This is a genomic window from Anatilimnocola floriformis (assembly GCF_024256385.1).
GTDB lineage: Bacteria > Planctomycetota > Planctomycetia > Pirellulales > Pirellulaceae > Anatilimnocola > Anatilimnocola floriformis.
The window spans coordinates 5,138,413-5,159,699 of the sequence record NZ_JAMLFW010000001.1 but is presented as its reverse complement, the minus strand read 5'-3'; the positions used below and the strand labels follow the sequence as shown (position 1 = coordinate 5,159,699).

General features: G+C 58.8%; 18 protein-coding genes. 6 read left to right on the top strand and 12 right to left on the bottom strand.

Features of this window, described 5'->3' with window-relative positions; translation table 11 throughout:
- Nucleotides 1-375 precede the first annotated feature (375 nt).
- On the top strand, nucleotides 376-4,143 hold the full coding sequence (locus M9Q49_RS20250; RefSeq protein ID WP_254510648.1) for a hypothetical protein: 3,768 nt from the start codon (nucleotides 376-378) through the stop codon (nucleotides 4,141-4,143).
- Between the two features lie 63 nt (nucleotides 4,144-4,206).
- On the opposite strand, the gene M9Q49_RS20245 is transcribed toward M9Q49_RS20250, so the two are convergent.
- Both M9Q49_RS20245 and M9Q49_RS20240 read right to left on the bottom strand, forming a co-directional pair.
- Nucleotides 4,207-5,934: an amidohydrolase gene (locus M9Q49_RS20245; RefSeq protein WP_254510647.1), complete on the bottom strand. Its 1,728-nt coding sequence runs from the start codon at nucleotides 5,932-5,934 to the stop codon at nucleotides 4,207-4,209.
- Nucleotides 5,935-6,010: 76 nt separating this feature from the next.
- The gene (locus M9Q49_RS20240) at nucleotides 6,011-6,556 is read right to left on the bottom strand and encodes a HEAT repeat domain-containing protein (RefSeq protein WP_254510646.1); all 546 of its coding nucleotides are present in this window, start codon (nucleotides 6,554-6,556) and stop codon (nucleotides 6,011-6,013) included.
- Between the two features lie 132 nt (nucleotides 6,557-6,688).
- On the opposite strand from M9Q49_RS20240, the gene M9Q49_RS20235 reads away from it, so the two are divergent.
- The 3 genes from M9Q49_RS20235 to M9Q49_RS20225 all read left to right on the top strand — a co-directional run bounded on the left by M9Q49_RS20235 (nucleotide 6,689) and on the right by M9Q49_RS20225 (nucleotide 8,998).
- Nucleotides 6,689-7,276, top strand: coding sequence for a putative signal transducing protein (locus M9Q49_RS20235; protein ID WP_254510645.1), 588 nt, complete (start codon nucleotides 6,689-6,691; stop codon nucleotides 7,274-7,276).
- Nucleotides 7,277-7,293: 17 nt separating this feature from the next.
- Entirely contained in the window at nucleotides 7,294-7,881 is a 588-nt protein-coding gene (locus M9Q49_RS20230) for a DUF6940 family protein (RefSeq protein ID WP_254510644.1), read from the top strand.
- 118 nt (nucleotides 7,882-7,999) lie between these two features.
- Nucleotides 8,000-8,998 (top strand): DUF3592 domain-containing protein, encoded by a 999-nt coding sequence (locus M9Q49_RS20225; protein WP_254510643.1) that lies wholly within the window; start codon nucleotides 8,000-8,002, stop codon nucleotides 8,996-8,998.
- Between the two features lie 182 nt (nucleotides 8,999-9,180).
- Here M9Q49_RS20225 and M9Q49_RS20220 read toward each other — a convergent pair whose 3' ends face one another.
- The 4 genes from M9Q49_RS20220 to M9Q49_RS20205 all read right to left on the bottom strand — a co-directional run bounded on the left by M9Q49_RS20220 (nucleotide 9,181) and on the right by M9Q49_RS20205 (nucleotide 14,500).
- Nucleotides 9,181-10,821, bottom strand: coding sequence for an arylsulfatase (locus M9Q49_RS20220; protein WP_254510642.1), 1,641 nt, complete (start codon nucleotides 10,819-10,821; stop codon nucleotides 9,181-9,183).
- Between the two features lie 162 nt (nucleotides 10,822-10,983).
- Nucleotides 10,984-11,826, bottom strand: a complete 843-nt coding sequence (locus tag M9Q49_RS20215; protein WP_254510641.1) for a hypothetical protein — start codon at nucleotides 11,824-11,826, stop codon at nucleotides 10,984-10,986.
- Nucleotides 11,823-13,892 carry an excinuclease ABC subunit UvrB gene (gene uvrB, locus M9Q49_RS20210; RefSeq protein WP_254510640.1) on the bottom strand — a complete coding sequence of 690 codons (2,070 nt, stop codon included), beginning with the start codon at nucleotides 13,890-13,892 and terminating at the stop codon, nucleotides 11,823-11,825. The genes M9Q49_RS20215 and uvrB overlap by 4 nt, the downstream gene beginning before the upstream one ends.
- Nucleotides 13,893-14,212: 320 nt before the next feature.
- A complete protein-coding gene (locus tag M9Q49_RS20205) occupies nucleotides 14,213-14,500 on the bottom strand; it encodes a GlsB/YeaQ/YmgE family stress response membrane protein (RefSeq protein ID WP_254510639.1) in 288 nt (95 codons plus the stop codon).
- Between the two features lie 226 nt (nucleotides 14,501-14,726).
- Here M9Q49_RS20205 and M9Q49_RS20200 point away from each other — a divergent pair, with 226 nt between their 5' ends.
- Both M9Q49_RS20200 and M9Q49_RS20195 read left to right on the top strand, forming a co-directional pair.
- Nucleotides 14,727-15,590, top strand: a complete 864-nt coding sequence (locus M9Q49_RS20200; protein ID WP_254510638.1) for a JmjC domain-containing protein — start codon at nucleotides 14,727-14,729, stop codon at nucleotides 15,588-15,590.
- Nucleotides 15,591-15,639: 49 nt separating this feature from the next.
- Nucleotides 15,640-15,957, top strand: coding sequence for a DUF4870 domain-containing protein (locus M9Q49_RS20195; RefSeq protein WP_254510637.1), 318 nt, complete (start codon nucleotides 15,640-15,642; stop codon nucleotides 15,955-15,957).
- A gap of 10 nt (nucleotides 15,958-15,967) precedes the next feature.
- Here the strand turns inward: M9Q49_RS20195 and M9Q49_RS20190 are convergent, their stop codons facing one another.
- From M9Q49_RS20190 to M9Q49_RS20165, 6 genes are read right to left on the bottom strand one after another with little or no spacing between them, the layout of a single operon-like run.
- Complete coding sequence (locus M9Q49_RS20190) at nucleotides 15,968-16,570, bottom strand: Uma2 family endonuclease (protein ID WP_254510636.1); 603 nt, start codon at nucleotides 16,568-16,570, stop codon at nucleotides 15,968-15,970.
- A 42-nt stretch (nucleotides 16,571-16,612) separates the two neighbouring features.
- Nucleotides 16,613-17,203 carry a hypothetical protein gene (locus tag M9Q49_RS20185; RefSeq protein WP_254510635.1) on the bottom strand — a complete coding sequence of 197 codons (591 nt, stop codon included), beginning with the start codon at nucleotides 17,201-17,203 and terminating at the stop codon, nucleotides 16,613-16,615.
- Entirely contained in the window at nucleotides 17,200-17,823 is a 624-nt protein-coding gene (locus M9Q49_RS20180; protein WP_254510634.1) for a hypothetical protein, read from the bottom strand. Before M9Q49_RS20180 ends, M9Q49_RS20185 begins: the two co-directional genes overlap by 4 nt.
- 6 nt (nucleotides 17,824-17,829) lie before the next feature.
- Nucleotides 17,830-19,122 carry an NPCBM/NEW2 domain-containing protein gene (locus M9Q49_RS20175; RefSeq protein ID WP_254510633.1) on the bottom strand — a complete coding sequence of 431 codons (1,293 nt, stop codon included), beginning with the start codon at nucleotides 19,120-19,122 and terminating at the stop codon, nucleotides 17,830-17,832.
- A complete protein-coding gene (locus M9Q49_RS20170; RefSeq protein ID WP_254510632.1) occupies nucleotides 19,119-20,180 on the bottom strand; it encodes a prenyltransferase/squalene oxidase repeat-containing protein in 1,062 nt (353 codons plus the stop codon). The genes M9Q49_RS20175 and M9Q49_RS20170 overlap by 4 nt, the downstream gene beginning before the upstream one ends.
- Nucleotides 20,181-20,214: 34 nt before the next feature.
- Nucleotides 20,215-20,928: a hypothetical protein gene (locus M9Q49_RS20165; RefSeq protein ID WP_254510631.1), complete on the bottom strand. Its 714-nt coding sequence runs from the start codon at nucleotides 20,926-20,928 to the stop codon at nucleotides 20,215-20,217.
- Nucleotides 20,929-21,287: the final 359 nt, after the last annotated feature.

The window sequence follows — 21,287 nt, the reverse complement described above, 5'->3', positions numbered from 1 at the left end:
ACCAGCCAATCCGCGGCCGCCATCCTGGCACCCCACCCCCTCTTTCGTACTCCCGGAGTATTGCAAGTCTTGCAACTTCTTGATTTTTTCTTAAGTCTCTATTTGGAAACGACTTGCGAATAAGAATGGCTGCGATATTCACTTCAAGATATTGCAATATATTGTAGCTGTTTCGGGTGGCTGTTGCGATCGGGTTTCGGCTTCAGCTGCTCCTCCGTGTCCAAAGTGCACAAACCAACCGGCTTAAGCCGGAGCTCCAACGACAGCCGCTGCCGGAACTCCAACAGGGCCAATTCTCTCTAGGGAAAAACTGCCGCCGCGCTCTACAATCCGCCGCTTGATAGCCCATTTTCACGGATGAAGAGAGCACTGGCCATGGCCAAGCACAAGGTCGCCCCTGCCGACGACGACGAATACGAAGAAACACCCACGCCCACCAAGGAACGTGCCAAGCCCTCGCGGCTCCGCTGGTTCGCCAGCCGACTGATCGTCATGTCGCTGCTGCTGGGTGTGCTCGTCTGGTTTCTGCCGGCGATCGCCTCGAGCTCCAGCGTTTGGAAGACCGGCCTGGGCTTTGCCGCGCCGGAACTGAAAGACCGCGTCGCCATCGGCACGCTGTCGCTCGGTTGGCTGTCGGGCATTCGGGCCAAGAACATCGTGCTGAAGGATGCTCAGGGCAACGCCCTGGCCGATGTCGCCGAGCTGCAGAGCGACAAGACGCTGCTGCAACTCGCCTTCGATACCACCAACCTTGGCAAGTTCCGCGTCACCGAACCCAAGGCCAACGTCGTGCTGCGGGCCGACGGCAGCAACTGGGAAGACTTCCTGAAAATCCTCCCGAAGAGCGAATCGAAATCCGCATCGAAGCCGGTCGGCATTCAACTCGAAGTGCTCCGCGGCGCGGTGCAACTCGACGATCAAATCGCCGGCAAGCAATGGACCGTCGATGGTTTGAACTGCGAGCTCGATTGGACCGCCGCAGCCGATAAACCGAAGACCGGCAAAGTAAGCGCCGCCGTGCGCCCAGCTGGTGCGCAACCCTCGACCATTCCTCCCGGCGATCTGCAGTGCGATTTCTCCTGGCAGCCGACGGAAAAAGGTCTCGGCTCGGGACAAGTCACGCTCCGCGCCAACAGCCTCGCCCTCGATATCTCGCAGGGCGCGCTCCGCCGCGCCGGTGTCGATGTGCAAGCGGCTGGCTCGCTCACCACCGAACTCGTTTACAACTTTGCTCGCGACCTGCAGGACCATGGCATTCAGTTGCGTCGGCTCAGCGCGCCCCAGTTGGCCGTTGCTTCCGGCACTTATCTCACCACCGACGTGCCGCGTCTGGCGATCGAAGCCTGCCAAGGCCAGGTGCAATACGCGGCTGGCAAGATCACGGTCGCCGGACTCGATGTCCGCACCAATGTCCTCACCCTCTCCGGCAGCGGACAGGCCGCGGTCGGTGAATTGACGGCTGCTGCCGCGAGTGGCAACCTCGGTGGCGATACGCAGCTGCAGGTGCAAGGACAACTCGATCTCGCCGCGCTCGCGGCCCAGTTGCCGGCAACGCTCCATCTGAAGAACGACACGCGCATCGCCAGCGGCCGCGTCAACCTGATGCTCGTCAGCCGCAGCGAACCCACGGGCCGTTTGTGGCGAGCCGGTTTGCAAACCGACAACCTCGTCGCGCATGCCGCCGGTCGGCAGGTGCAGTGGGATGAACCGCTCACCGTCGAAGCCACCGCGCGGCAATCGGCCAGCGGTGTGACCATCGAACAACTCACCGGCAAGGCCAGCTTCTTCGAGATGCAAGGCAACGGCACGCTGGCCAAGGGTGAACTCACCGCCGGCGCCGATCTCAATCGCCTGGTCGCCGAGCTCGATCAGTTCGTCGACTTCGGCGCCGTGAAGCTCGCCGGCAATCTCGCGGCCAAGCTCAACTGGCAGCAGAATCAGGGCGACAACTGGCAAGCAACTGCCAATGCGCAAGTCCGTCAGTTCGCGCTCGAAGCGCCGGGCGTCGTGCCGTGGCGCGAAGACAATCTGCAACTCGGCGGCCAGGTGACGGGCCGAGTCGTCGGCACCGCGCTGCAACAAATTAGCACGGCCACGTTCAACGTGCTCTCTTCGGCCGATCAACTCGAAGCTTCGCTCACCAAGCCAGTCGACGCGCCGAGCAGCACCACGGCCTGGCCGTTGCGGTTCGCGCTCAAGGGTGATCTCGCGACCTGGCAACCGCGCGTGCAAGCCTTCGTGCCGCTCGCCGGTTGGCGCACCGGAGGTGGCATCGATTTGAACGGCAACGGCACGTTCTCGCCGCAAACGACGGAGCTCACGGCCACGAAGCTGTCGCTCACCAAGCTCGAAGTGAGCGGCCCGGGCGTCGCCATTTCGGAACCGCAAGTCGTCATCGAAACGGCCGGCAGCTGGGATCAGAAAAATCTGACGTTCATCAGCACCTCGACCACCATCGCCAGCTCGGCCATCGCACTCCGCGGCGACAATATCAAAGCCGTTCTCACCGGCAGCACGCCGACCGTGCAAGGCGTGATCGATTATCGCGGCGATCTCAATCGCCTCATGCAATGGATGCCGCAAACCGAGCCGCGGGCTTATCAGCTCTCCGGCATGCTCGAGGGTCGCCTCGAAGCTGCTCTCCGCGATGGCAAGGTGGAAGCGATCTTTACCAACGACATCAAGAACCTGACCTACGCCTCGCCCGACATGCCCGGCCCTGGTCCGCGCAACGCAGCGCTCGTTTCGAACTCTTCGGCCGGGCCGTTTGTCGTGCGTCACGTCGAGCCGCTCGTAAAGATCAGCTCACAGGCTTCTTACGATCCGGCCACCGACGCCCTGACCGTTTCCAAGGCTCAGCTGCAATCGTCCCTCGCCAGCCTCAACGCCGATGGCAGTGTCGCCGGGCTCACCAAGCAATGCGTGGCCGATGTGAAAGGTCAGATCGCTTACGACCTGGCCGTGATCACGCAGCTGATCAACGACAAGCTCAACAAAGAAGCCCTCGCGAAGAATCCCAACGAAAAACCCCTCAACGTGCCGGAACTCACCGGCAAGGAGAACCGGCAGTTTGCCGTGAAGGGGCCGCTGCTGCCGGCCGCTGGTTCGAAAGCGGTGGTCAGTTCCGAACTCGTCGCCAATGCCGAGATGGGTTGGCAAAGCGCGACGTACTTCGGCCTGTCGGCGGGTCCCGGCGTCTTTCCGGCGAAGCTGGAAAACAGCGTCGTCTATATGGGGCCGCTCGATCTGACGATCAACGAAGGCAAACTCGTCGGTGCGCCGCGACTCAATCTCGCCGGCGAATCGCCGCTGATCGAAATGGACAAAGGTCCGGTCATTCAGAACCTGCGGATCTCGCCCGAACTCTGCGACGGCTGGATGAAATTCGTCGCGCCGCTCCTCGCTGGCGTCACGCGGGCGGAAGGCAACTTCTCGATGGATCTCGAGATGGCCAAGGTCCCCGTGATGGTTCCCACCAAGGGATCGCTCGGCGGCGTGATGACCATTCACAAAGCCGAGGTCGGCCCTGGCCCCCTCGCGCAGCAGTACCTGAACATGGCCAAGCAAGTGAAGGACATCGCCGACGGCAACTACGCTGCCATCGGCAATCTCTTCGGCGGAGCGGGGGCCGCACCGGCTCAACCGCAATCGCCCGGCGCGACCAACAACCGCGGCATGCTGGTGTTGCCGCAACAGCAGGTGAAATTTGAAATGATCGACGGCCGCGTCCATCACCAGGGCCTGCAGATGGCCGTGAAGGACGTCGTTATCACTACGCGCGGCAGCGTGGGTCTCGATCAAACGATGGAACTGGTCGCCGAGATTCCCGTGCAAGACGATTGGCTGAAGAAGAACGCCGCGCTCAGCGGTTTGAAGGGACAGATGCTGCAGATTCCGATCCGCGGCACGCTGTCAGCACCGGCCCCCGATTTCCGCGGCCTGGCGAATCTGTCGAAGGATCTCGCCCGCAATGCGGCCACCGGTTTGCTCAAGGACAAAGTTGGTTCGGAGATCAACAAGTTCCTGCCGCCGGGCTTCAATCCCGCCGGGCAGGCGCCTGGCGCGAACCCCGCAGCACCGGGAGCCGCACCGCAAGCGCCGGTGAATCCGCTGGATCAGTTCAAGAACCTGTTCCCCCGATAGTCGCCTTTCGCTCCGCGAAAGGACGCGTCTTCTCGGGATGGCCTCGCCATCCCGAATCGCGTGCTACTTCGCTTCATAAACCAACTTGCCACCCAGCCAGGTTTTCTGCACCTGCGTCGCCGCGATTTGATCGGCTTCGCAGGTGAGCAGATCGCGATCGAGCACAATCAGATCGGCGAGCTTGCCTGGTTCGAGCGAGCCGGTTTCCTCTTCGAGAAACAACAGGTAAGCGTTGTTGCTCGTGTAGAAGCGGATGGCTTGCTCGCGGCTGATGCATTCTTCGGGATGAAACTGCGCGTCGTACCAACGCGCGCGACGGCTGACCGTGGTCGCGATCGCGAGGAACGGGTTGTAGGGATTGATGCTCCGCAGCGAACCGATCTTTTGCATGTGATCGCTGCCGCCGCCAACCATCACGCCCTGCTCGAACAGACTTTTGTACGGCTGAAAGTAGCGCACGCGATCGTAGCCGAACTGCTGCGTGAGGACGCGAGCATCGAGATACAGCCAGGCCGGCTGCAGGTCGGCCACGATGCCGAGCTGGGCCATCTGCGCGACGGCGTCCTTTGTCAGAAAGTTGCAATGCGTGATGCAGGGGCGAGTCTCACGCACCGGATGCGTCGGGTTCACCGCTGCGTAGGCATCGATCAAATTATGAATCGCGCCATCGCCGACCGAGTGGGCGGTGAACTGCAACTTCTCTTCGACGGCCGTTTGCACAATCGCTTTCAACTTGTCGGGTTCGATGTAAAGAATGCCGCGATAGTCGGGATCGCGAATCGAATAGATCTCGCTCACGCCCCACGGCTGACGCATGTACGCGCTGCCGGTGAGCATGCCGCCATCGAGAAACGACTTCGTGCCGATGACGCGAACCCAGTTGCTCTTGGCCCGCAACGGATGAGCGCCCCAAAAGCGGATTCGCTTTTGCACGTCTTCGGTTTTGCCGCCGGCATCGACGCTCCCCGAGACCATCATCCGCACGGTTAGCTTGCCGTCGGTGTGCATCTGGTGATAGCGCGCGAGCTCCCCTTCGCCGCAACTGCGGTCCGAAACGGTCGTCAGGCCCACGCTGTTGTAATCGGCAAATAAATCGCGCAGCCGTTGCGTCTTCTCTTCGTCCGTCGCACTCTTACCGCTCGATTTGCTCTTCGCATAACGCGAACAACTCCGCAGCATGCCGGTGAGTTCGCCATTCGCATCCTTTTCGATCTGGCCGGTACCCGAAACGACGAAGTCCTTGTCGATGCCGCTTTCCTTGAGCGCGAGCGAGTTCAGCATCGCATCGGGCCCAGTCGAAAACATCACGGGATGCTTCGGCGCTGCGGCATCGAGTTCGGCCCGGGTCGGATAGCGCGGCTCTTTCAGTCGCGTGATGAAAATCTGCCGCACGACAATCCACTCGCCGGCGGGAACAACCGCCGCTCGCGAGCGAACGTAGGCAAGCACATCGGCGATCGATTCCATCTCGGGAATCGGATGATCGAACTCGTGCAGACTCGCCCCGCCTGGATGAACGTGCGAATCCATCAAGCCGGGCATCACGAACTTGCCTTGCAGATCGACGAGCTTTGTCGACTCTCCCTTGGTCTTTAGTACGTCGTCGTTCTTGCCGACGGCGGTGATCCGTTCGCCGCGAATAGCGATCGCTTCGGCGATGCTGAATTGCTTGTCGACCGTCACGATCTTGCCGTGATGCAAAATCAAATCGGGCGGATCAGCGGCGAAGCTCGAAGCCGATGGCGTGAGCAGAATCGCACAGCAAAGAACGAAGAAAGAGTTTCGCGACATGCAGCTCCTCGCACGCTCAAGGTGGGAAGGGACGGAGGAGCCGCAATGTAACGCGCGCGAGAGTTGATTGCAAAAATCAACCTTCCGAGATCGCATCGAGCGCGAACGCGGCTGCATCGCGCACGCTGGCGTTTTCATCTTTCTCGGCGATGGTCTGCAAACGAGTTTTCGCATCCATGGCATCCTTGCCAATCTGACCGAGGGCGAAAACGGCTGCGGCCCGCACTTGCCAATCTTTATCGTCGAGTGCCTTTACCAGCGCGGGGACTGCGAGCTTTCCCGCCGTGGCGAGCGACACGGCTGCTGCTTGCCGTTCGGTTGTGGCGAGTTGCTTGACGAGATCGTCAACATTGACAACCGGTTTCGGCGGAGTGGGCGTCGGCGGGTTGTTTTCCGGCACTTTCGCCGGCGGATCGACAGGCGTTGGATCAGCTGGCGCTGGCTCGACCGGCACTTTTTCGATCTGATCCGGTCTTTCAATTGGCGACCTTTGCAGCGGCGTCTCCGGATCAACCGACGCTGGCTTCGGCGTCTCCGTGATCGGCGGCGTCGAGGCTTGTTCGGTAGTGCAACCGGCGAGCAAAGCAGTAAGCAACAACGCGCAGAGTGAAAAAGTTTTCATCGGAATTTCATTTGAATGAGTAATGGCTTGCATGTCGGTTATAGCGAAGACGGTTGCTGGCCGGCAATTGTTTTGTTGCCGCACCAGTTATGATGAGAGAAACGACCTGCCCTTCTCAGCAAGCGAATTCTTATGCTCGGCCGACTGATCACGATCGAAAGCTATCAAAACGCGATGGAAGCTCGGCTGGTCAAGCAGCAACTCGAAGACGCGGGCATTCGTTGCGTCATTGCCGATGAGTTTGCGGTTTCGAATTTCTGGCATCTCGCGGGCGCGATCGGCGGCATCAAGCTCCAGGTTGCCGAGGAAGATGTGGAACGAGCCGATGCGGTGCTCGATGAACTCGAGCAGCGACACAAGCAGGCGGCAGACGAGACGGCAGAAGAAAAATCAAGCGACGAAGCTGCTGCACTCGTCGAACCAAAGCCGGGCACTGACGACGAAGAGGACGAGCCGCCGCTGAACGAACGTGAGGACAACATCGAGCGGGCTTATCGCGCGGTGCTCGTCGGTTACATGATGATTCCGCTGCAGTTGTATGCGACCTGGGTGCTGCTCGATGTTTGGAAAAGCGACTTGCCGATCCGGCCCGCCCTGCGTCGCAAGCTCTACTGGGCGCTCGGTCTACATTTTCCGATGCTGATCGTCGCCGTAGCGATTGTACTGATGTCAATCCGCGGCATGGTTCATTTCGGTGCCTTTACTCCGCGACTCCCGTAGCCCCTTGGAAAACAAATATGCCTGAATGGTCGGCAACTCGCGAACTCGTGCGCGCGGGAACTGAAAAGTATCAACTCCAAATCGACGGGCGAGACGCTTCTTTCGAGCAAGTCATCGCTGCCTGGCAAAACGATGCAACGTTTCGCACTTGGTTCAATCAACTGCTCGCCGCCGTTCCCTATCCATCCTTCCGCTGGGAAACGCCACCGGTCACTCAGCAGACCATCCACCAGCCGTTCGAGTTCGTCGTTCACGACAGCCCCGGACTGGCGCCGCGGCCCGAGCGCGATGCGTTTGCCGAGCACTTCTATCGCGCTGCTGAAGACGAATCGGTCGTGACCTTCGCCAATCTCGGCCGCAACGCCGTGCTGGTTGCGCCCGTTCCGCTCGCCGCTGACAAGCATTATCCGCATCTCGGCGCGTTCGTTCGCGGTGCACCTGCCGAGCAGCGCGATCGGCTATGGCAATGCGTTGGCAACGCGATGCAGGAACGAATCAACGCTGAGCCAGTCTGGCTGAGCACGGCAGGCGCTGGCGTTTACTGGCTGCATGTTCGCCTGGACAATTCGCCGAAGTATTACCAGCATCAGCCTTATCGCGAGTAAGACTACCGGGAAAATGAATTTCCGAAGTAGCTTTCCAAGGTCAGCCTGGACGAAACGAATCGTCAGGTAGATAACTCAGGAGATCCATCTGACACCTGCACCGCGAAATCTGGTTCCCATGCACGACACCGGCGGCAGAATTTTCCTCGGTCTCTTTGGGCTTCTGTGGTGCAGTTTTGTCTTCTTTTTCGATGGCATGTTGGGCTGGAATGCCTGCCAGCAAGTTCGAGCCAGTTCGTTTGCGACCACGAATGGGACCATCACCCAGTCGAAAGTGAAAGTCGACCGCGACAGTGAAGGGAGTTCGTACAAGGCGGAAGTTGAATACCGCTACGAGGTCAACGGTCGGCCGTTCGAGGGAAAGCGGATTCGCTACGACGCAGTGAGCATTGGTGAGGCGCACGCGCAGGCGACTGTCAGCAAGTATTTGCCGGGAAATGCCGCGACGGTGCATTACGACTCGGCAGCGCCGGAGGAAGCGGTTTTGGAACTCGGGTTGGATTCGGCCAATCTGCTCGTGCTGTTATTTCTGGTGCCCTTCAACGCCGTGGCGCTCGGTTTTGTCGCTGGGGCCTGTGCCTGGATTCGATCGAGACAACTCGGCAGGCCGATGATGGGCGTGTACTTTCGCAACGATGTGCTGGGGCAGACGATTCGCCTTTACGAAATCAGTCCGGCACTGGCCGCCCTCATGGCTGGCGGCGGAACCGGGTTCGTCAGCGTGTTCGCCTTCTTGCTGATCACCATGCTGCTGCCATCTGACGTGGCCATCGCGCTGGGTTGGATTGCGACGATCGCCGCGGCTGTGTGGGGTTGGTGGTTTGCCCGGCGGAAGTACACCGAGATCCGCCGCGATCCGCTGCGCAGTCGCATCGAACTCCGCTCGCCAAACGGCGTGAGCTATTCGGTTGCTCACGAGGATCTGCAACCGGTGACGTATTCTCGGCAAGAGTCGAAAGACTCGGATGGTGATCGCGTAGAGAAGTTTCCGCTGACCTTGCCGTTTTTTGATTCGGCGACGCAATCGCCAAGCTCGCTCACTCTGCCGGAGCAGTCGAATGAAGCCGATGCCGAACTATTCACGAAGTGGCTGAATAGTATGCTGGGCCTTGGCTAGAACCGATTGCTTCAGCAATCGGTTCCGCGCCAGCGGTGAGAGGCATCCTGTGTGCGGTGCGCCTACGAGAGATCGTCGATTTGCCAAACAGGCGCCGCTAGAAATCAGCCGTTGAGCCGGATGCCTCTTGCGGCTGCGCCGCTCCGGTTGCTGAAGCAACCGGAGCTATCTGCAGTGAAAAATTAGTTGCCCGAGGGGATCGGGATTTTCACTCCCTCTTTTTCCAGCAGTTCGCGAACATGCTGGAACTTCTCGTAGTTCGAGATGGTGACGGGTCCAGTGTACGACTCACTTTGAGCTTTGCGGGGCGGATACTTCACGTACGTTTGCATGAGCTTTTTGATCTCGGACGAGATCGTGATCATGGTCCACGTTCGCTCGGTGTAGTTGTTCATGAAGATGTCGTAGCGTTCCTGCGGATCCTGCCAGAGATCGAAAACTTGCGGCACGGTGGCAACATACTTCTCCGGGCCTTTCCAGCCCTGATTGCTGTCGACTGCAAGGCCGCCCGTGGCCTGGCCGTTGTCGCCGCGGAGATTGAAGACGGCTTTGTAGTTGTTGACGCGGGCAGCACCGGGAGCGAGTTCGTTCTCGGTGAAATAAAACCAAGTATTGCGCGGCGATTTGCCGGTGCCGGTCAGCACGGGAGTCAGGTCGTAGCTGTCGAAAATGATCGGTTTGTTTTCGCGATCGTTGGCTGGCAGTTTCACACCGCCTACGGATGCGAAAGTGGCCATCAAATCGAGACCGCCGACGATCTCGTGATTCTTCGCTCCAGCCTTGATCTTGCCGGGCCAGCTGGCAATGGCGGGGACACGATTGCCACCTTCGCGCACGGTTCCTTTGGTGCCGCGAAACGGCGTGTAGCCGGCATCGGGATAAACATCCTGCCAGGCGCCGTTGTCGGTCGTGTAAACCACGAGCGTGTTCTTATCGAGGCCGAGCGAGCGCAGCTTGTCCATGATCCGCCCGATACGCGTATCGAGCTCGACGATGGAGTCGGCAAACTTGCTCTTCGACATCGACTTGTGAACGAAGTCAGGGTGCGGCAGGTTCGGCTGATGCACTTTCATGAAGTTCACGTTGATGAAGAACGGCTCTTTCGATTTGGCCGCATCGTCCAAGAATTCGAGCGCCGCTTTTTCGACATAGCCATCGAAATAAGGAATGCCGACGACGCCCTTGTCGGGAGTGTCTACGTATTGACCGTTGATTTTGAAATCTTCGGTGATCGCGCCGCCTGCTTTGCCCGACAGCGAACCTTTCGTCACTTTTTGAAACAGGTTGCGCAACTCCGGATCCATGTCGGGGAACCAGGTTGGATCGGCGTATGTGTAGGCATTCAAGTGATACAAGCCGCAGTACTTCATCACGTCGTAGCCCTGCGCGGTCGGCAGCGCGTAGTCGGCTTCGCCCAGGTGCCACTTGCCGGTGAAGTAGGTCTTGTAACCGCCCGTTTTCAACACCGAAGCAAGGGTCCATTCGGCCGCGGGAAGTCCGCCGCCTTGTCCCTGAAAAGCGACGGTCGTCATGCCGCTACGGTTCGGAATTCTTCCAGTCTGCATCGCCGCGCGACCGGGCGTGCAACTCGGTTGAGCATAGAAGGAATAGAACGTCATCCCTTCGCGGGCGAGTTGATCGATGTTGGGAGTCGGCATGCCGCGGCCTTCGCCGCCGCCATAAGGACCGAGATCACCGTAGCCGGTGTCGTCCGAAACCAAGAAGAGAATGTTCGGCTTCGAGCCGCCCGCTGGTTGTGACCAGCCAATAGTGGTTACACAACCCAATAACAGCAACGACAGACAAACCAGGCGCAGTTTCATGGTAGCCCCTCGATGAAAAGGAAGAGTGAATAGCGCCCGCATTGTAGCCTGTCGGAAAACTACCGGTTGAGAATCCCGCCATTTGGTGCGGCGAATTTACGCGTTCTTTCGAAAAAGCACGCGTCCTTCATTCAACGCGGGTCATTTCAGCGTGAATATTCTTCACGCTGACAACAATTTCCACTTTCGTAATCGCGATAGTTTCAGAACCGCCGAGCGCGGCATCGCACATCCGTCGATGAACAGCGATTCGAGGTTCGTCAGTGCAGCTATCGTATCGATAAATGAATCTGCGTCATTGAGATTAGTGCACCCGATTAGCCGCAGAGATCGTAGCTGCACAAGCGATCGAAGCTGCGCAACGCCAACTGCAGTCACTGCGGTCCCGCCCAAACCCAGTTTGATTGAATGATCCAACTTGCCAATGAAACGGCACGCATCGTCACCGAAACTTGTGTCGCTCGCGGAGAAACTCTCAAGGCTCGGCACTAGCGGCAAAAGTGCGGCTGCCGACTCGTCGGAAAGCTGAGAACATTGAGCCAGGCTGAGGCTTCTCAATCGCAGTTTCTCGCAGATCAGCCTCACATCCAGATCACACCAACTCCCTGCTTCGATATTCAGATCGCGCAAGGAGACGAGAGAGCCGATTGCGGTTGCGGCTTCGGTCACTTCCTGAGCAGGGTTACAGACCAAGGTTTGTAGATTCGTGCACGAGCGCAATGCCCTGAACGCATCTCCGCTAACAGAAGTGAATTGTAACGACAGTGCTTCCAATCGAGTCGACCACGCGACAGCCGCAAACGCTGCGGAAGTGACTGCTGAACTATCGAGATTCAACTCAATCAGAGTTCCTAGCTTGCACAAATCGACAAATGCTTCATCTGCTCCTTCGAAATATGCCTTGAGTGGAACGCCATCGCCCCAATGGAGCGTGAGTCTCCCGGCGTCGATTTCGTTTTGAACGGTGCGCGGCAGTTCTACTTCTCGCATCGCACTGTAGCTCAAGCATTCTTCTTCGGCCGAGGTACGCGTTGACCTTTGCCGCCGCCGCGTTTCTTGCCTTTGGGCGAATAGGAGTCGACTTTCACGTCGCTCACCTTTTCGCCGATCGAATCCTGCATCTTCGTGATCCGATCGCGCAGGATTGCGGCCCGTTCGAACTCCATCGCTTCGGCGGCCGCGTACATTTCAGCTTCGAGCTCGTTGAGATATTCCTGCGTGACATACTCCGTTTCGTCCTTCCGGCCGACAGCTTCGTTGGCGATGCGATGGGCCGAGACGGCTTCCTCAATGCCCTGACGAATGTTCTTCTTTACCGTTTCGGGCGTGATGCCGTGCTCTTTGTTGTACGCTTCCTGAATCTCACGCCGGCGGCGGGTCTCTTCGATGGCGAGTCGCATCGATTCGGTCATCTTATCGGCATAGAGAATGACCTTGGCATTCACGTTACGAGCGGCGCGGCCGATGGTTTGAATCAGCGACGTCTCGCTCCGCAAAAAGCCTTCCTTGTCGGCATCGAGAATCGCGACGAGCGACACTTCTGGCAAGTCGAGACCTTCGCGAAGCAGGTTCACACCGACCAGGCAATCGAAATGGCCGAGCCGCAGATCGCGGAGCAGCTCGACGCGTTCAAATGCATCGAGTTCGCTGTGCAACCATTTGCACTGCACTTTCTGTTCGACGAGATACGCCGATAAATCCTCCGCGAGACGCTTGGTGAGGGCGGTAACGAGCACGCGCTCGCCGAGCTTCACCCGTTCGCGAATTTGCTCGAGCAGATCTGGCACCTGGCCGCGGGCTGGTTTCACTTCGACGACCGGATCGAGCAAGCCCGTCGGGCGAATGATCTGCTCGACCACTTCGCCGCCGGTCGACTGCAGTTCGTATTCGTTGGGGGTCGCCGAAACGTAGACGATCTGGTTGATCTTCTTTTCCCACTCGTCGAATTTCATCGGCCGATTGTCGAGCGCGCTCGGCAACCGAAAGCCGTGCTCGACGAGCGTCATTTTTCGCGCACGGTCGCCGTTGTACATCGCGCGGATCTGCGGCAGCGTGACGTGCGATTCGTCGATGACTAGCAAATAGTCTTCGGGAAAGAAATCGTAGAGCGTATCGGGCGTCGAACCCGGCGGCCGACCGGAGAGGGGCCGGCTGTAGTTCTCGATGCCCGGGCAATGCCCAACTTCCTGCAGCATTTCGAGATCAAATCGCGTCCGCGCGCTCAACCGCTGCGCCTCCAGCAGCTTGCCGGCTTCTCGCAATTGTTGCAGCCGTTCGTCGAGTTCACTCTTGATCGAATCGATGGCGGCCTTGATCCGGTCTTCCGACATCACAAAGTGCTTGGCCGGATAAATAAACAGCTGTTGCTGCTGCACGAGCGTTTCGCCGCTCGTCGGATTGATGATCGAGAGTTTCTCGACCTCGTCGCCCCAGAACTCGATGCGATAGGCATACTCTTCGTACGACGGCCAGACTTCGACGCAATCACCGCGGACGCGGATCTTGCAGCGCTCGAACGAAATGTCGTTGCGGTCGTATTGAATGTCGACGAGCCGCTTTAGCATGTCGTCGCGATCGATCACCTGGCCGACGGTCAGGCCGACCATCATCGCCTTGTAATCCTTGGGCGAACCCAAGCCGTAAATGCACGAGACGCTCGCGACGATAATCACGTCCTTGCGGCTAACGAGCGAGCTCGTCGTGGCTAGACGCAGACGATCGAGTTCCTGGTTGATCGAGGCGTCTTTCTCGATGTAGATATCACGCTGCGGAATGTACGCTTCCGGCTGGTAGTAGTCGTAATAGCTGACGAAGTAGTGGACGGCGTTGTTCGGAAAGAACTCCTTGAACTCGCCGTACAGCTGAGCGGCCAGCGTCTTATTGTGCGAGATCACCAGCGTCGGGCGTTGCACGTTCTGGATGACGTTGGCCATCGTGAACGTCTTGCCCGAGCCGGTCACACCCATCAGCACTTGCGACTTCTGCCCTTTTTCGATGGCAGCGGTCAGGGCTTCGATTGCCGCGGGCTGATCGCCGGCTGGCTCATAGGGACGATGAATACGAAAACCCACGCGGCGGTCCTCTGCTGATAGTCACTGAACTCGCGCCATGGCCGCAACGATTCGCTGCGGGCCATTCCTCAACATAGGAGACGAAGGGCGAAGGTGACAAGGAGAGGGAAGCGGCAAACTGCAGCGCCGCCTCGACGCAGCATTTTTTGATGTCTTGCCGCAGCAACTTAGCCACCAGCTTCAGCTGGTGGTAATGCGCAAAAAACGCTGCGGGCTTCAGCCATTCCACCTCGTAGGAGGTCCATGGCTGAAGCCCAGCAAACCAGTTATCTAGCCACCAGCTAAAGCTGGTGGCTAATGCAAACCAACGCTCATTACACTTACGTCAAGCGTCCCGCCGAACCGCGCGTCGAGGCGGCAAGTCCCAGCCAAACGACGATCAGGGCGCCGACGATCGACATGATCCAGCCCGCGCCGCGAAACGCTCCTTCTTCTGGCCGGAAGCCCATCGCCCAAGAGATGAAACCGCCCACCAGCGAGCCGGCGATGCCGAGTAGCATGGTGGCGAAAAAGCCCATCGACTGGCGGCCTGGATAAAGCATGCGAGCAATGAGACCGATGACCAGACCGAAGACGATCCACGAAATGATAGTGCCGAGCGTTGCCATGATTTTCTCTCCTCGTGTGGGTTGTGCAGCTGTGACAAAACAAGCGTCACTGCTACGCGGCGATCAGAAATGCAACGAGCGTGCCAAATTTTGCTGCGGTTTTATGCAGTGAATTCTGTACGGCAAATCACGCAGTTTTCTGGATCCTGCTACGATGAGGCCAACGCGCGGTGAGCAACGCTCGCGCGCGTTGCTTGCCAAACGACCGCCTCTGCTCTGGTTCCTCATGACGATTTTGCAACAGCTTCTCGGCAGCCTTCCCGCCGCGACCTTTCTCGCCGAAAACATGTTCCGCAGCCCGTTTGCTCTCGCCGGCGGTTGCCGAAACGTCGTCGAGTGGGATGTCGCTGCCACCTGTGAGCGGTTGCTGCCGCAGCCAGAACTCGATCTGCTCGTCACCCGCGAAGGTCTTCCTTGGCCCGGAGCTGCGGTGAACAGCGCCGAAGTCGGTCGCACTGCCCTCGCCGATGGCTACACCCTTTGCATCCGCCACGCCGATCGGCATGATCCGCTGCTGGCCAAAATAGCTGCTGATTTTCAAGCGGCGTTTCTGGCGCCCATCGACGTGCACGTCTATTGCACCCCCGCCGAGCGCCCTGGTTTTGGCTGGCACTACGACGCCGAAGATGTCTTCATCCTGCAAACGGAGGGGACGAAAGATTGGTGGCTGCGGAAGAACACGGTGAACCCCTGGCCGCTCGTCGAAACCATCCCTGCCGACATGCGTTACGAGCGCGAAATCATGCCGGCCATGCGTTGCACGCTCGCGGCTGGCGACTGGCTCTACATTCCCGCCGGCTACTGGCATCGCACCAGCGCGCCGCAGATTTCCACCTCGCTTTCGATCGGCATTCTCTCGCCGACCGGCATCGACCTGGTCGATTCCCTCCGCCGCGAGTTACTCAAAGATCTCCGCTGGCGACAACGCCTGCCCGTGCTGGGAGCCGCGAATGAAATGAGCGATGACGAACTCCTCGCCGAATGCGCGCCCCTCGTACAGGAACTAACCAGCGATCTGCAGCGAAAACTGTCATCGCCGCAGTTCCTGCGACAATTTCTCGCTGAGCGCAAAAGAAACCTGCCGTCGTAGCGAATCCCCCTTCACTGGCCGCAGGTTTTGAAATTCGAAAGCAACAAACATGTCCGACTTACCCCTACCGATTAAATCCGACAACGAAGAGCGCGTCTTCGCTCTGGCCTCGCACTTGTCAGTCTACGTCAGCTTCGGAATTCTCGGGCCGATCCTCTGCATGGTGCTGAAGAAGGACTCCCCCTTCTTGCAAGACCAGGCCAAAGAAGCTCTCAACTTTCAGCTGACCATGCTCCTCATCTCACTCACGTGCGTCGGCGCAATCGTTGCTGTTCCGCTTTTGATCATCATGAGCGTCATCGCCGGCGTGAGCGCGTACCAAGGGAATGCCTACCGTTATCCGTTGTCGATTCGGATGGTCAAGTAATTTCGCGATCTCAGTTCGTAATGTTCAACTGAGTCTCATCCGGCCCGAACGAAATGTCTTCGTAGATTTCAGCAAATGAGAGATGGCAGGCGATCGTCCCCAGCTCGAGCACCGAGTTCATACCTTTGAAGACAGTCAGCAGCCAATCGCCATCGTCTTGGCGGACAAAGCGTTCGACGAGTGCCTCGTCTTGCGAGACGAGAATGTACTCCTGCAGCGAGGGCAGCTCACGGTAGAGATCAAACTTTTTGCCGCGGTTGTAACTTTCGGTCGACGGCGAAAGGACTTCGACTAGCACCTTGGGATTTACGATCGCGTCGTGATCGATTTCATTGAATTTCAGTTCGCCGCAGACCACGGAAATATCTGGATAAGTCGACAACCCGTTCGTGGGAATTCGTAGCCGTTGATCGCTGGCAAACGGACGACACGGGCCGCCTCGCAAACGACTCTTCAGCGCACTGGCGATACTGAGGCAGATCGTGTTGTGCCGGGGACTGCCCCCCGCCATCGCGAAGATTTGGCCACGATAAAACTCGCTCCGTTCCTCAGCAACGCGTTCGCGCGCCAGGTATTCTTCGAAGCTGTATCGTGGTTGAGGAATAGCGGACATCGGGCAAATTTCTCCGCGCTGAAGTATACAGCGCCGCCGTTTTCAGTTCACCGCCGGTTCGATCCACAGCATCAGACCGGTGTCGCCGCTCGGGTGGCGAAGACGGTGCAACATCACTGGCCTGTTTCCCTTCTCGTGCGTGGCTTCACGCGAGCCTAAACGCTCGGGCCGCTGCGGTATCGCGGTGGCCTTGTAGGTTTGCTGCGCGGTGAGAACCGTTTTGCCGTTGAGTTGCGCGCTCGCCGTCAACGTGCCATCCACATCTTGGCTGTCGAGCACGACTCGTGAGCGGCCGGCAGGTAAGACGATCGACTCGCCCGGCGGTAGTTGGTTGGAGTTGGGAAAGTTTTTTGTGGCCAGCACCAGCCGGAACTGACCGCTGGGAACGTGAATATCCCACCGGTAATCGTCCGCCCGTAACGGATTGACACGCAAATAGACGAGGGCGTTCGAGTCCTTCACTTCGAAAACGCGCGCGGCTGTTCGTTGGCTTTTGACTTTCCCTTCCAATCGTCCGATCTCACGGCGATTCACAAAATCAGCCAACCAAATCCCGGCCACCGCGACGGCCAGGAGCAGCGTCCGCAGCCCGAGTTGGGGCCAGCGCCGAGTTGTGGGGGGATTCGAATTCATTGCGGCAGCGAGGGAAGCGGCGCGTTGGAGACATTTGCCGGGCCAAGGCGAATCCATTCGACTAATTTTTCCGTGCCCACGGGCATGGGTTTGTCGGATGGGATCCAGAGCTTGAGCAGGTCGACTGCTTCCTGAGGGCCTAGCGTCTTGGTTTCATCACGGGCAAATTGGTCGACTCGCAGTTCGCGGATTTTCTCGGGACGTTGCGAGAGAAATTCCAGCAACTCGGGAGATTTCACTTCGATCGAGCCACCATGCCGAAAGTCGAAAATCTCGGAGTACACAAACCACTTTTCGCCCTGCTCGTAAAGCCGATAGCGCAGGATAAACTCCTGATCCGCTGAGGAAATTCCGCCACCAGGACCTATGACCTTGGTTTGCATGCCGAACTGATAGTTGGCGGGCAAGAACATCCGCCAGGCGAAGTGCAGCGGTTCGCCCGTATCCACGGCCCGCAGATAGATCTTGTCGTTTGACGTGCGGTCGAACGTGCCTAATTGGCGAGTCAGCTGCGCGTGCTCTTTCGCAAGTTGAGAGCGACGAAAGCTTGACTGACAAAAAAAGCAAGCGCCAACGATGAACGCCACCGGCAACAGCAACTTGATGATTCGCCGCACCATAGCTCGCTATTTCAAAAGTCGCAGGTCGAGCCAATTCGCATAGTCACAAGCATCGCCTCGATCGCCGAAGTCGACGAGGATGGCCATCCGCTGGGCGTCTTTGACGTCGAGCGAGAGTTCGATCGGCTTGGCATCGCCGCCGCGGATGAGCGGGCTTTCGTAAGCCGTGCTCCAACCACTGGCCGTCTCGAGCAGCACGCGAAAGACGACGCTCCCTTGCAGCTTGGCTCGTTCGTCGATGGCGAGTTGCCCCTGCAAACGGCGGAATTTGCCGTCGAGCGCGTAGGCCAGGCGCGAGGCGGGAAACATGCCCAAGCCTTTGAAGAAAACCTGGTCGGGCGTGCGAAGTTGACCGCCGAGCACGTTCTGGTCGACGCCGTATTTCCATTCGCCGGAAAGAAACGGCAGGTGCTTGTAGCCGATCGGTTGCAGGTCGGAAACGTACACAACCGAGTTGCTGATCGGCTGCAGGAGCGAAATCTGTTTCCAAAACCAATCGGCCGAGCCATCGCCGAAGGCATTGTTGGCTGCGACTTTGCCGCCGCCGGGAAAATGGACGAGCACGCTATCGCGGTTAGCTTCGAAACGACTGGCATTCAGCCACGAGCCATCGCGAAAACCGACGCGCGTGAAGGCTTGATTCGCGGCGGGCTTCGCAATCGCGGCAGCGCCGAAGCGAACGGCGACAACCTTGCTCGCGGCGATCAGCAGCGGCTTTTCGACTCGCGGCAGTTGCAATGTGAAGACTTCCGCCGCGGCCAGTTCCTGCTTCGTCAACTTTTCGGCGAAACGACCTGCGGGCGGGACGGAGAGCAAGGTTCCTTGCAAGACTTCACCGCCGCCGAGCAGCACCTGGTCATCGCCGACGGGTAGCGCGAGCAACCGATACAGCAGTCGATCGCGAGCGAGTGAATCGGCTGGCGGTTGCCAGACGAGTCCGCCGACGGCTTCAACCGGCAGCGACGACTCGCCCCAAAGCACGCTGCCTAAATCCGAAGCATCGCCGATGACGAGATGCGTTTCATCGAGCGACAACACATCGGCCCGGAGTGCGCCGCCGCTGGCGAGAATGATCTGCGGACCAGTGTCGGCATCGCGAAATGTTCCCCAGCGGACCAGTTCCGCTGCGGGCATGATCCGCAGTTTGTTGCCGATTTTGAATTTTACGTTTTGCTGCGTATCGAACCCGGCGAGTTCAGCCGAGAAGGGCTCGCCGGTGATCGGAAAGGCTGGTGATGTTTGCGCGCGGACCAGCGACGGCAGCATCAACAGGGCGAGCAAAAACGTAGCGCGAATCACCGTTGGAAAATCGGCAAGTAGTTGTTGGGCATTTGCAGAATGATGCACGCCATGGCTGTGCCATATTCGGCACAGATCAGATCCATCCACGAGCCGTCGTTTTGCTGCCATTTGAGTAGCACATCGTGAATGGCGGGATACCATTTGTTCCAGTGCTCGCCGCCGGCTTGCCACATGGCCTGGGTGGCGTAGTAATGGCCGTACATCGCATGCGTATCGCGGCTGAAGTCTTCGGCCTTCGGCAACTGCTGCGAAATGTAATCGAGGCCTTTGCGAATTTCATCTCCCTCGTAGATGCCGGCGCTATAGAGCGCGACGACTCCAGCGGCGGAACGCGGGAACTTGCTCGGGCCGCCCTGCAGCATGTACATGAATCCGCCGTCGGCGTTCTGGCTGCGTTTCACATATTCAATACAGCGGTCGACCGTTTCATTCGGCACATAGAGGCCGGCGTTGCGAGCGGCGCGGAGGGCCATCATCTGGCAAATGGTCACGCTGATGTCTGCTTCGACCGGCTTGGGCTGATACCGCCAGCCACCCTCTTGATTCTGTGTTGTCACGATCAGCCGAACCGCGCGATGCAATTTGTCGCGCACATCGGAATCGGGCGTCATGCCGTAAATTTCGGCGAGGAACAGGGTCGCAAAGCCGTGGTCGTACATCGGCCCGTGCGAAGCCGTCGACGGCACCGAAACAAAGCCGCTCTCATCGGCAGCATTCAGCACATAGCTGATGCATTTGTTGACATGCTCGCCATACTCACCGCGGCCAGGAGTGTTGCCGGCCGAAAGGAAGGCCATGCCGGCGAGACTGACCACGGCGATGTTGCGGCTGTAACCATTGCCGCCGAACGAGCCATCGTCGTTCTGCCGGCTGGCGAGCCAGGCGAGTGCTTTGTCGATGGCGGCTTGGGTGGCGGGCTTGATCAGGGTTGCGGCCAGGCGTTCGGCATCGCCGAATTTGGCCTGCGCAGCAGCAGGCAGAAAATTGCCAGCGAGTCCTGCTCCTAGCAGGCTTCCCGTGGCAGCGAGAAAATTTCGGCGGCAAATTGGCAACATGCACACTTCCTTTCGAAAACCCTACCGGCCGCCATTATGGTCGCGCGGCAGGTCGTTCCGCCAGTCTTTTATAGAAGGCTTCGATCAGCCGTTCGTATTTCGGCAAAAACTGCTCGCCCAAGGCCCCGATCATTTCTTCCCGTTCCTTCTCGGGCAGATGGCCCCAAATCCGCCGCATCGCCTCTTTCACTTCGTTCATTTGGGCCTGCGTCTGTTCTCCTTGCTCGAGTCGCTGGGTGCTCTGCTGGCCAGGCTGCGACTGTGGCTGGTTGTCGCCGCTGTTCGCTCCGCTTTGCGTCGAACCGTTGCTGGGCTTGTTGTTTTGATTTCCCTGCTGCTTGCTCCCCTGCGGTTTCTTTTGGGCCTGCTCGATCAGCTTGGCCAACTCGGCGGCAATTTCCTTTTGCTTTTGCTGCGTCCCTTCGGCTGTGTCCTTGGCGGCGATTCGCTCTTGCACTTCACGCATCTCGCGGCCGAGCTTCAGCAGCGGATGCTCTTCCTTTTTCTCCTGGCCGAGATCCTCTCCACCCAGATCGCGGCCTCCTAAATCTCGGCGGAGTTCCTCATCGAGCTTGCTCGCCGGTTTGTCAGCGGGTTTCGGCGGCGAGACAGGCTTCACCTTCGCCGGCGGCGGCTTGAGGTCGTCGAGCAACTGCTCGTCGAGAGATTTTTCTTGAGCGACTGCCAAGCAAGAGAGCCACAAGAAGCAGATGCAAGCCAGGCCTGTTCGGGGTCGATCCGCGTGCATGGTTTGCCTCTCCTACAGAATTTCTTCTCTCCAGACCTTCTGCATTCTGGCATCGGCGGCCCGAAATCTCAATGTTGCCGTGTCACGCGATTGTCACTTCCGGAGAAATGAACCGGGCAGCATGTGCGAGGGTTTTCTGCAGGCGCAAAAAAAAGCGGGGCACTCACCATGCTTGGTGAGTGCCCCGCGTGTTCCCTGGGGCCGGAGCGGTGTAACCCGCTCCGACCGCCAGTAAAAGCTTCATCGTGAAGCACCCGCGACGTCAATTGACCCAGAAATTGCCCGTCGCGAGCTTAGTTGCTTCGACCCAGGAGGGGGGGAGTCATTCATTCCCGCAAACGAATGACGGACGATGAAGC

Coding starts and splice junctions, on each gene's coding strand:
- M9Q49_RS20250 (WP_254510648.1), top strand. CDS start 376: ATGGCCAAGCACAAGGTCGCCCCTGCCGACGACGACGAATACGAAGAA.
- M9Q49_RS20245 (WP_254510647.1), bottom strand. CDS start 5,934: ATGTCGCGAAACTCTTTCTTCGTTCTTTGCTGTGCGATTCTGCTCACG.
- M9Q49_RS20240 (WP_254510646.1), bottom strand. CDS start 6,556: ATGAAAACTTTTTCACTCTGCGCGTTGTTGCTTACTGCTTTGCTCGCC.
- M9Q49_RS20235 (WP_254510645.1), top strand. CDS start 6,689: ATGCTCGGCCGACTGATCACGATCGAAAGCTATCAAAACGCGATGGAA.
- M9Q49_RS20230 (WP_254510644.1), top strand. CDS start 7,294: ATGCCTGAATGGTCGGCAACTCGCGAACTCGTGCGCGCGGGAACTGAA.
- M9Q49_RS20225 (WP_254510643.1), top strand. CDS start 8,000: ATGCACGACACCGGCGGCAGAATTTTCCTCGGTCTCTTTGGGCTTCTG.
- M9Q49_RS20220 (WP_254510642.1), bottom strand. CDS start 10,821: ATGAAACTGCGCCTGGTTTGTCTGTCGTTGCTGTTATTGGGTTGTGTA.
- M9Q49_RS20205 (WP_254510639.1), bottom strand. CDS start 14,500: ATGGCAACGCTCGGCACTATCATTTCGTGGATCGTCTTCGGTCTGGTC.
- M9Q49_RS20200 (WP_254510638.1), top strand. CDS start 14,727: ATGACGATTTTGCAACAGCTTCTCGGCAGCCTTCCCGCCGCGACCTTT.
- M9Q49_RS20195 (WP_254510637.1), top strand. CDS start 15,640: ATGTCCGACTTACCCCTACCGATTAAATCCGACAACGAAGAGCGCGTC.
- M9Q49_RS20190 (WP_254510636.1), bottom strand. CDS start 16,570: ATGTCCGCTATTCCTCAACCACGATACAGCTTCGAAGAATACCTGGCG.
- M9Q49_RS20185 (WP_254510635.1), bottom strand. CDS start 17,203: ATGAATTCGAATCCCCCCACAACTCGGCGCTGGCCCCAACTCGGGCTG.
- M9Q49_RS20180 (WP_254510634.1), bottom strand. CDS start 17,823: ATGGTGCGGCGAATCATCAAGTTGCTGTTGCCGGTGGCGTTCATCGTT.
- M9Q49_RS20170 (WP_254510632.1), bottom strand. CDS start 20,180: ATGTTGCCAATTTGCCGCCGAAATTTTCTCGCTGCCACGGGAAGCCTG.
- M9Q49_RS20165 (WP_254510631.1), bottom strand. CDS start 20,928: ATGCACGCGGATCGACCCCGAACAGGCCTGGCTTGCATCTGCTTCTTG.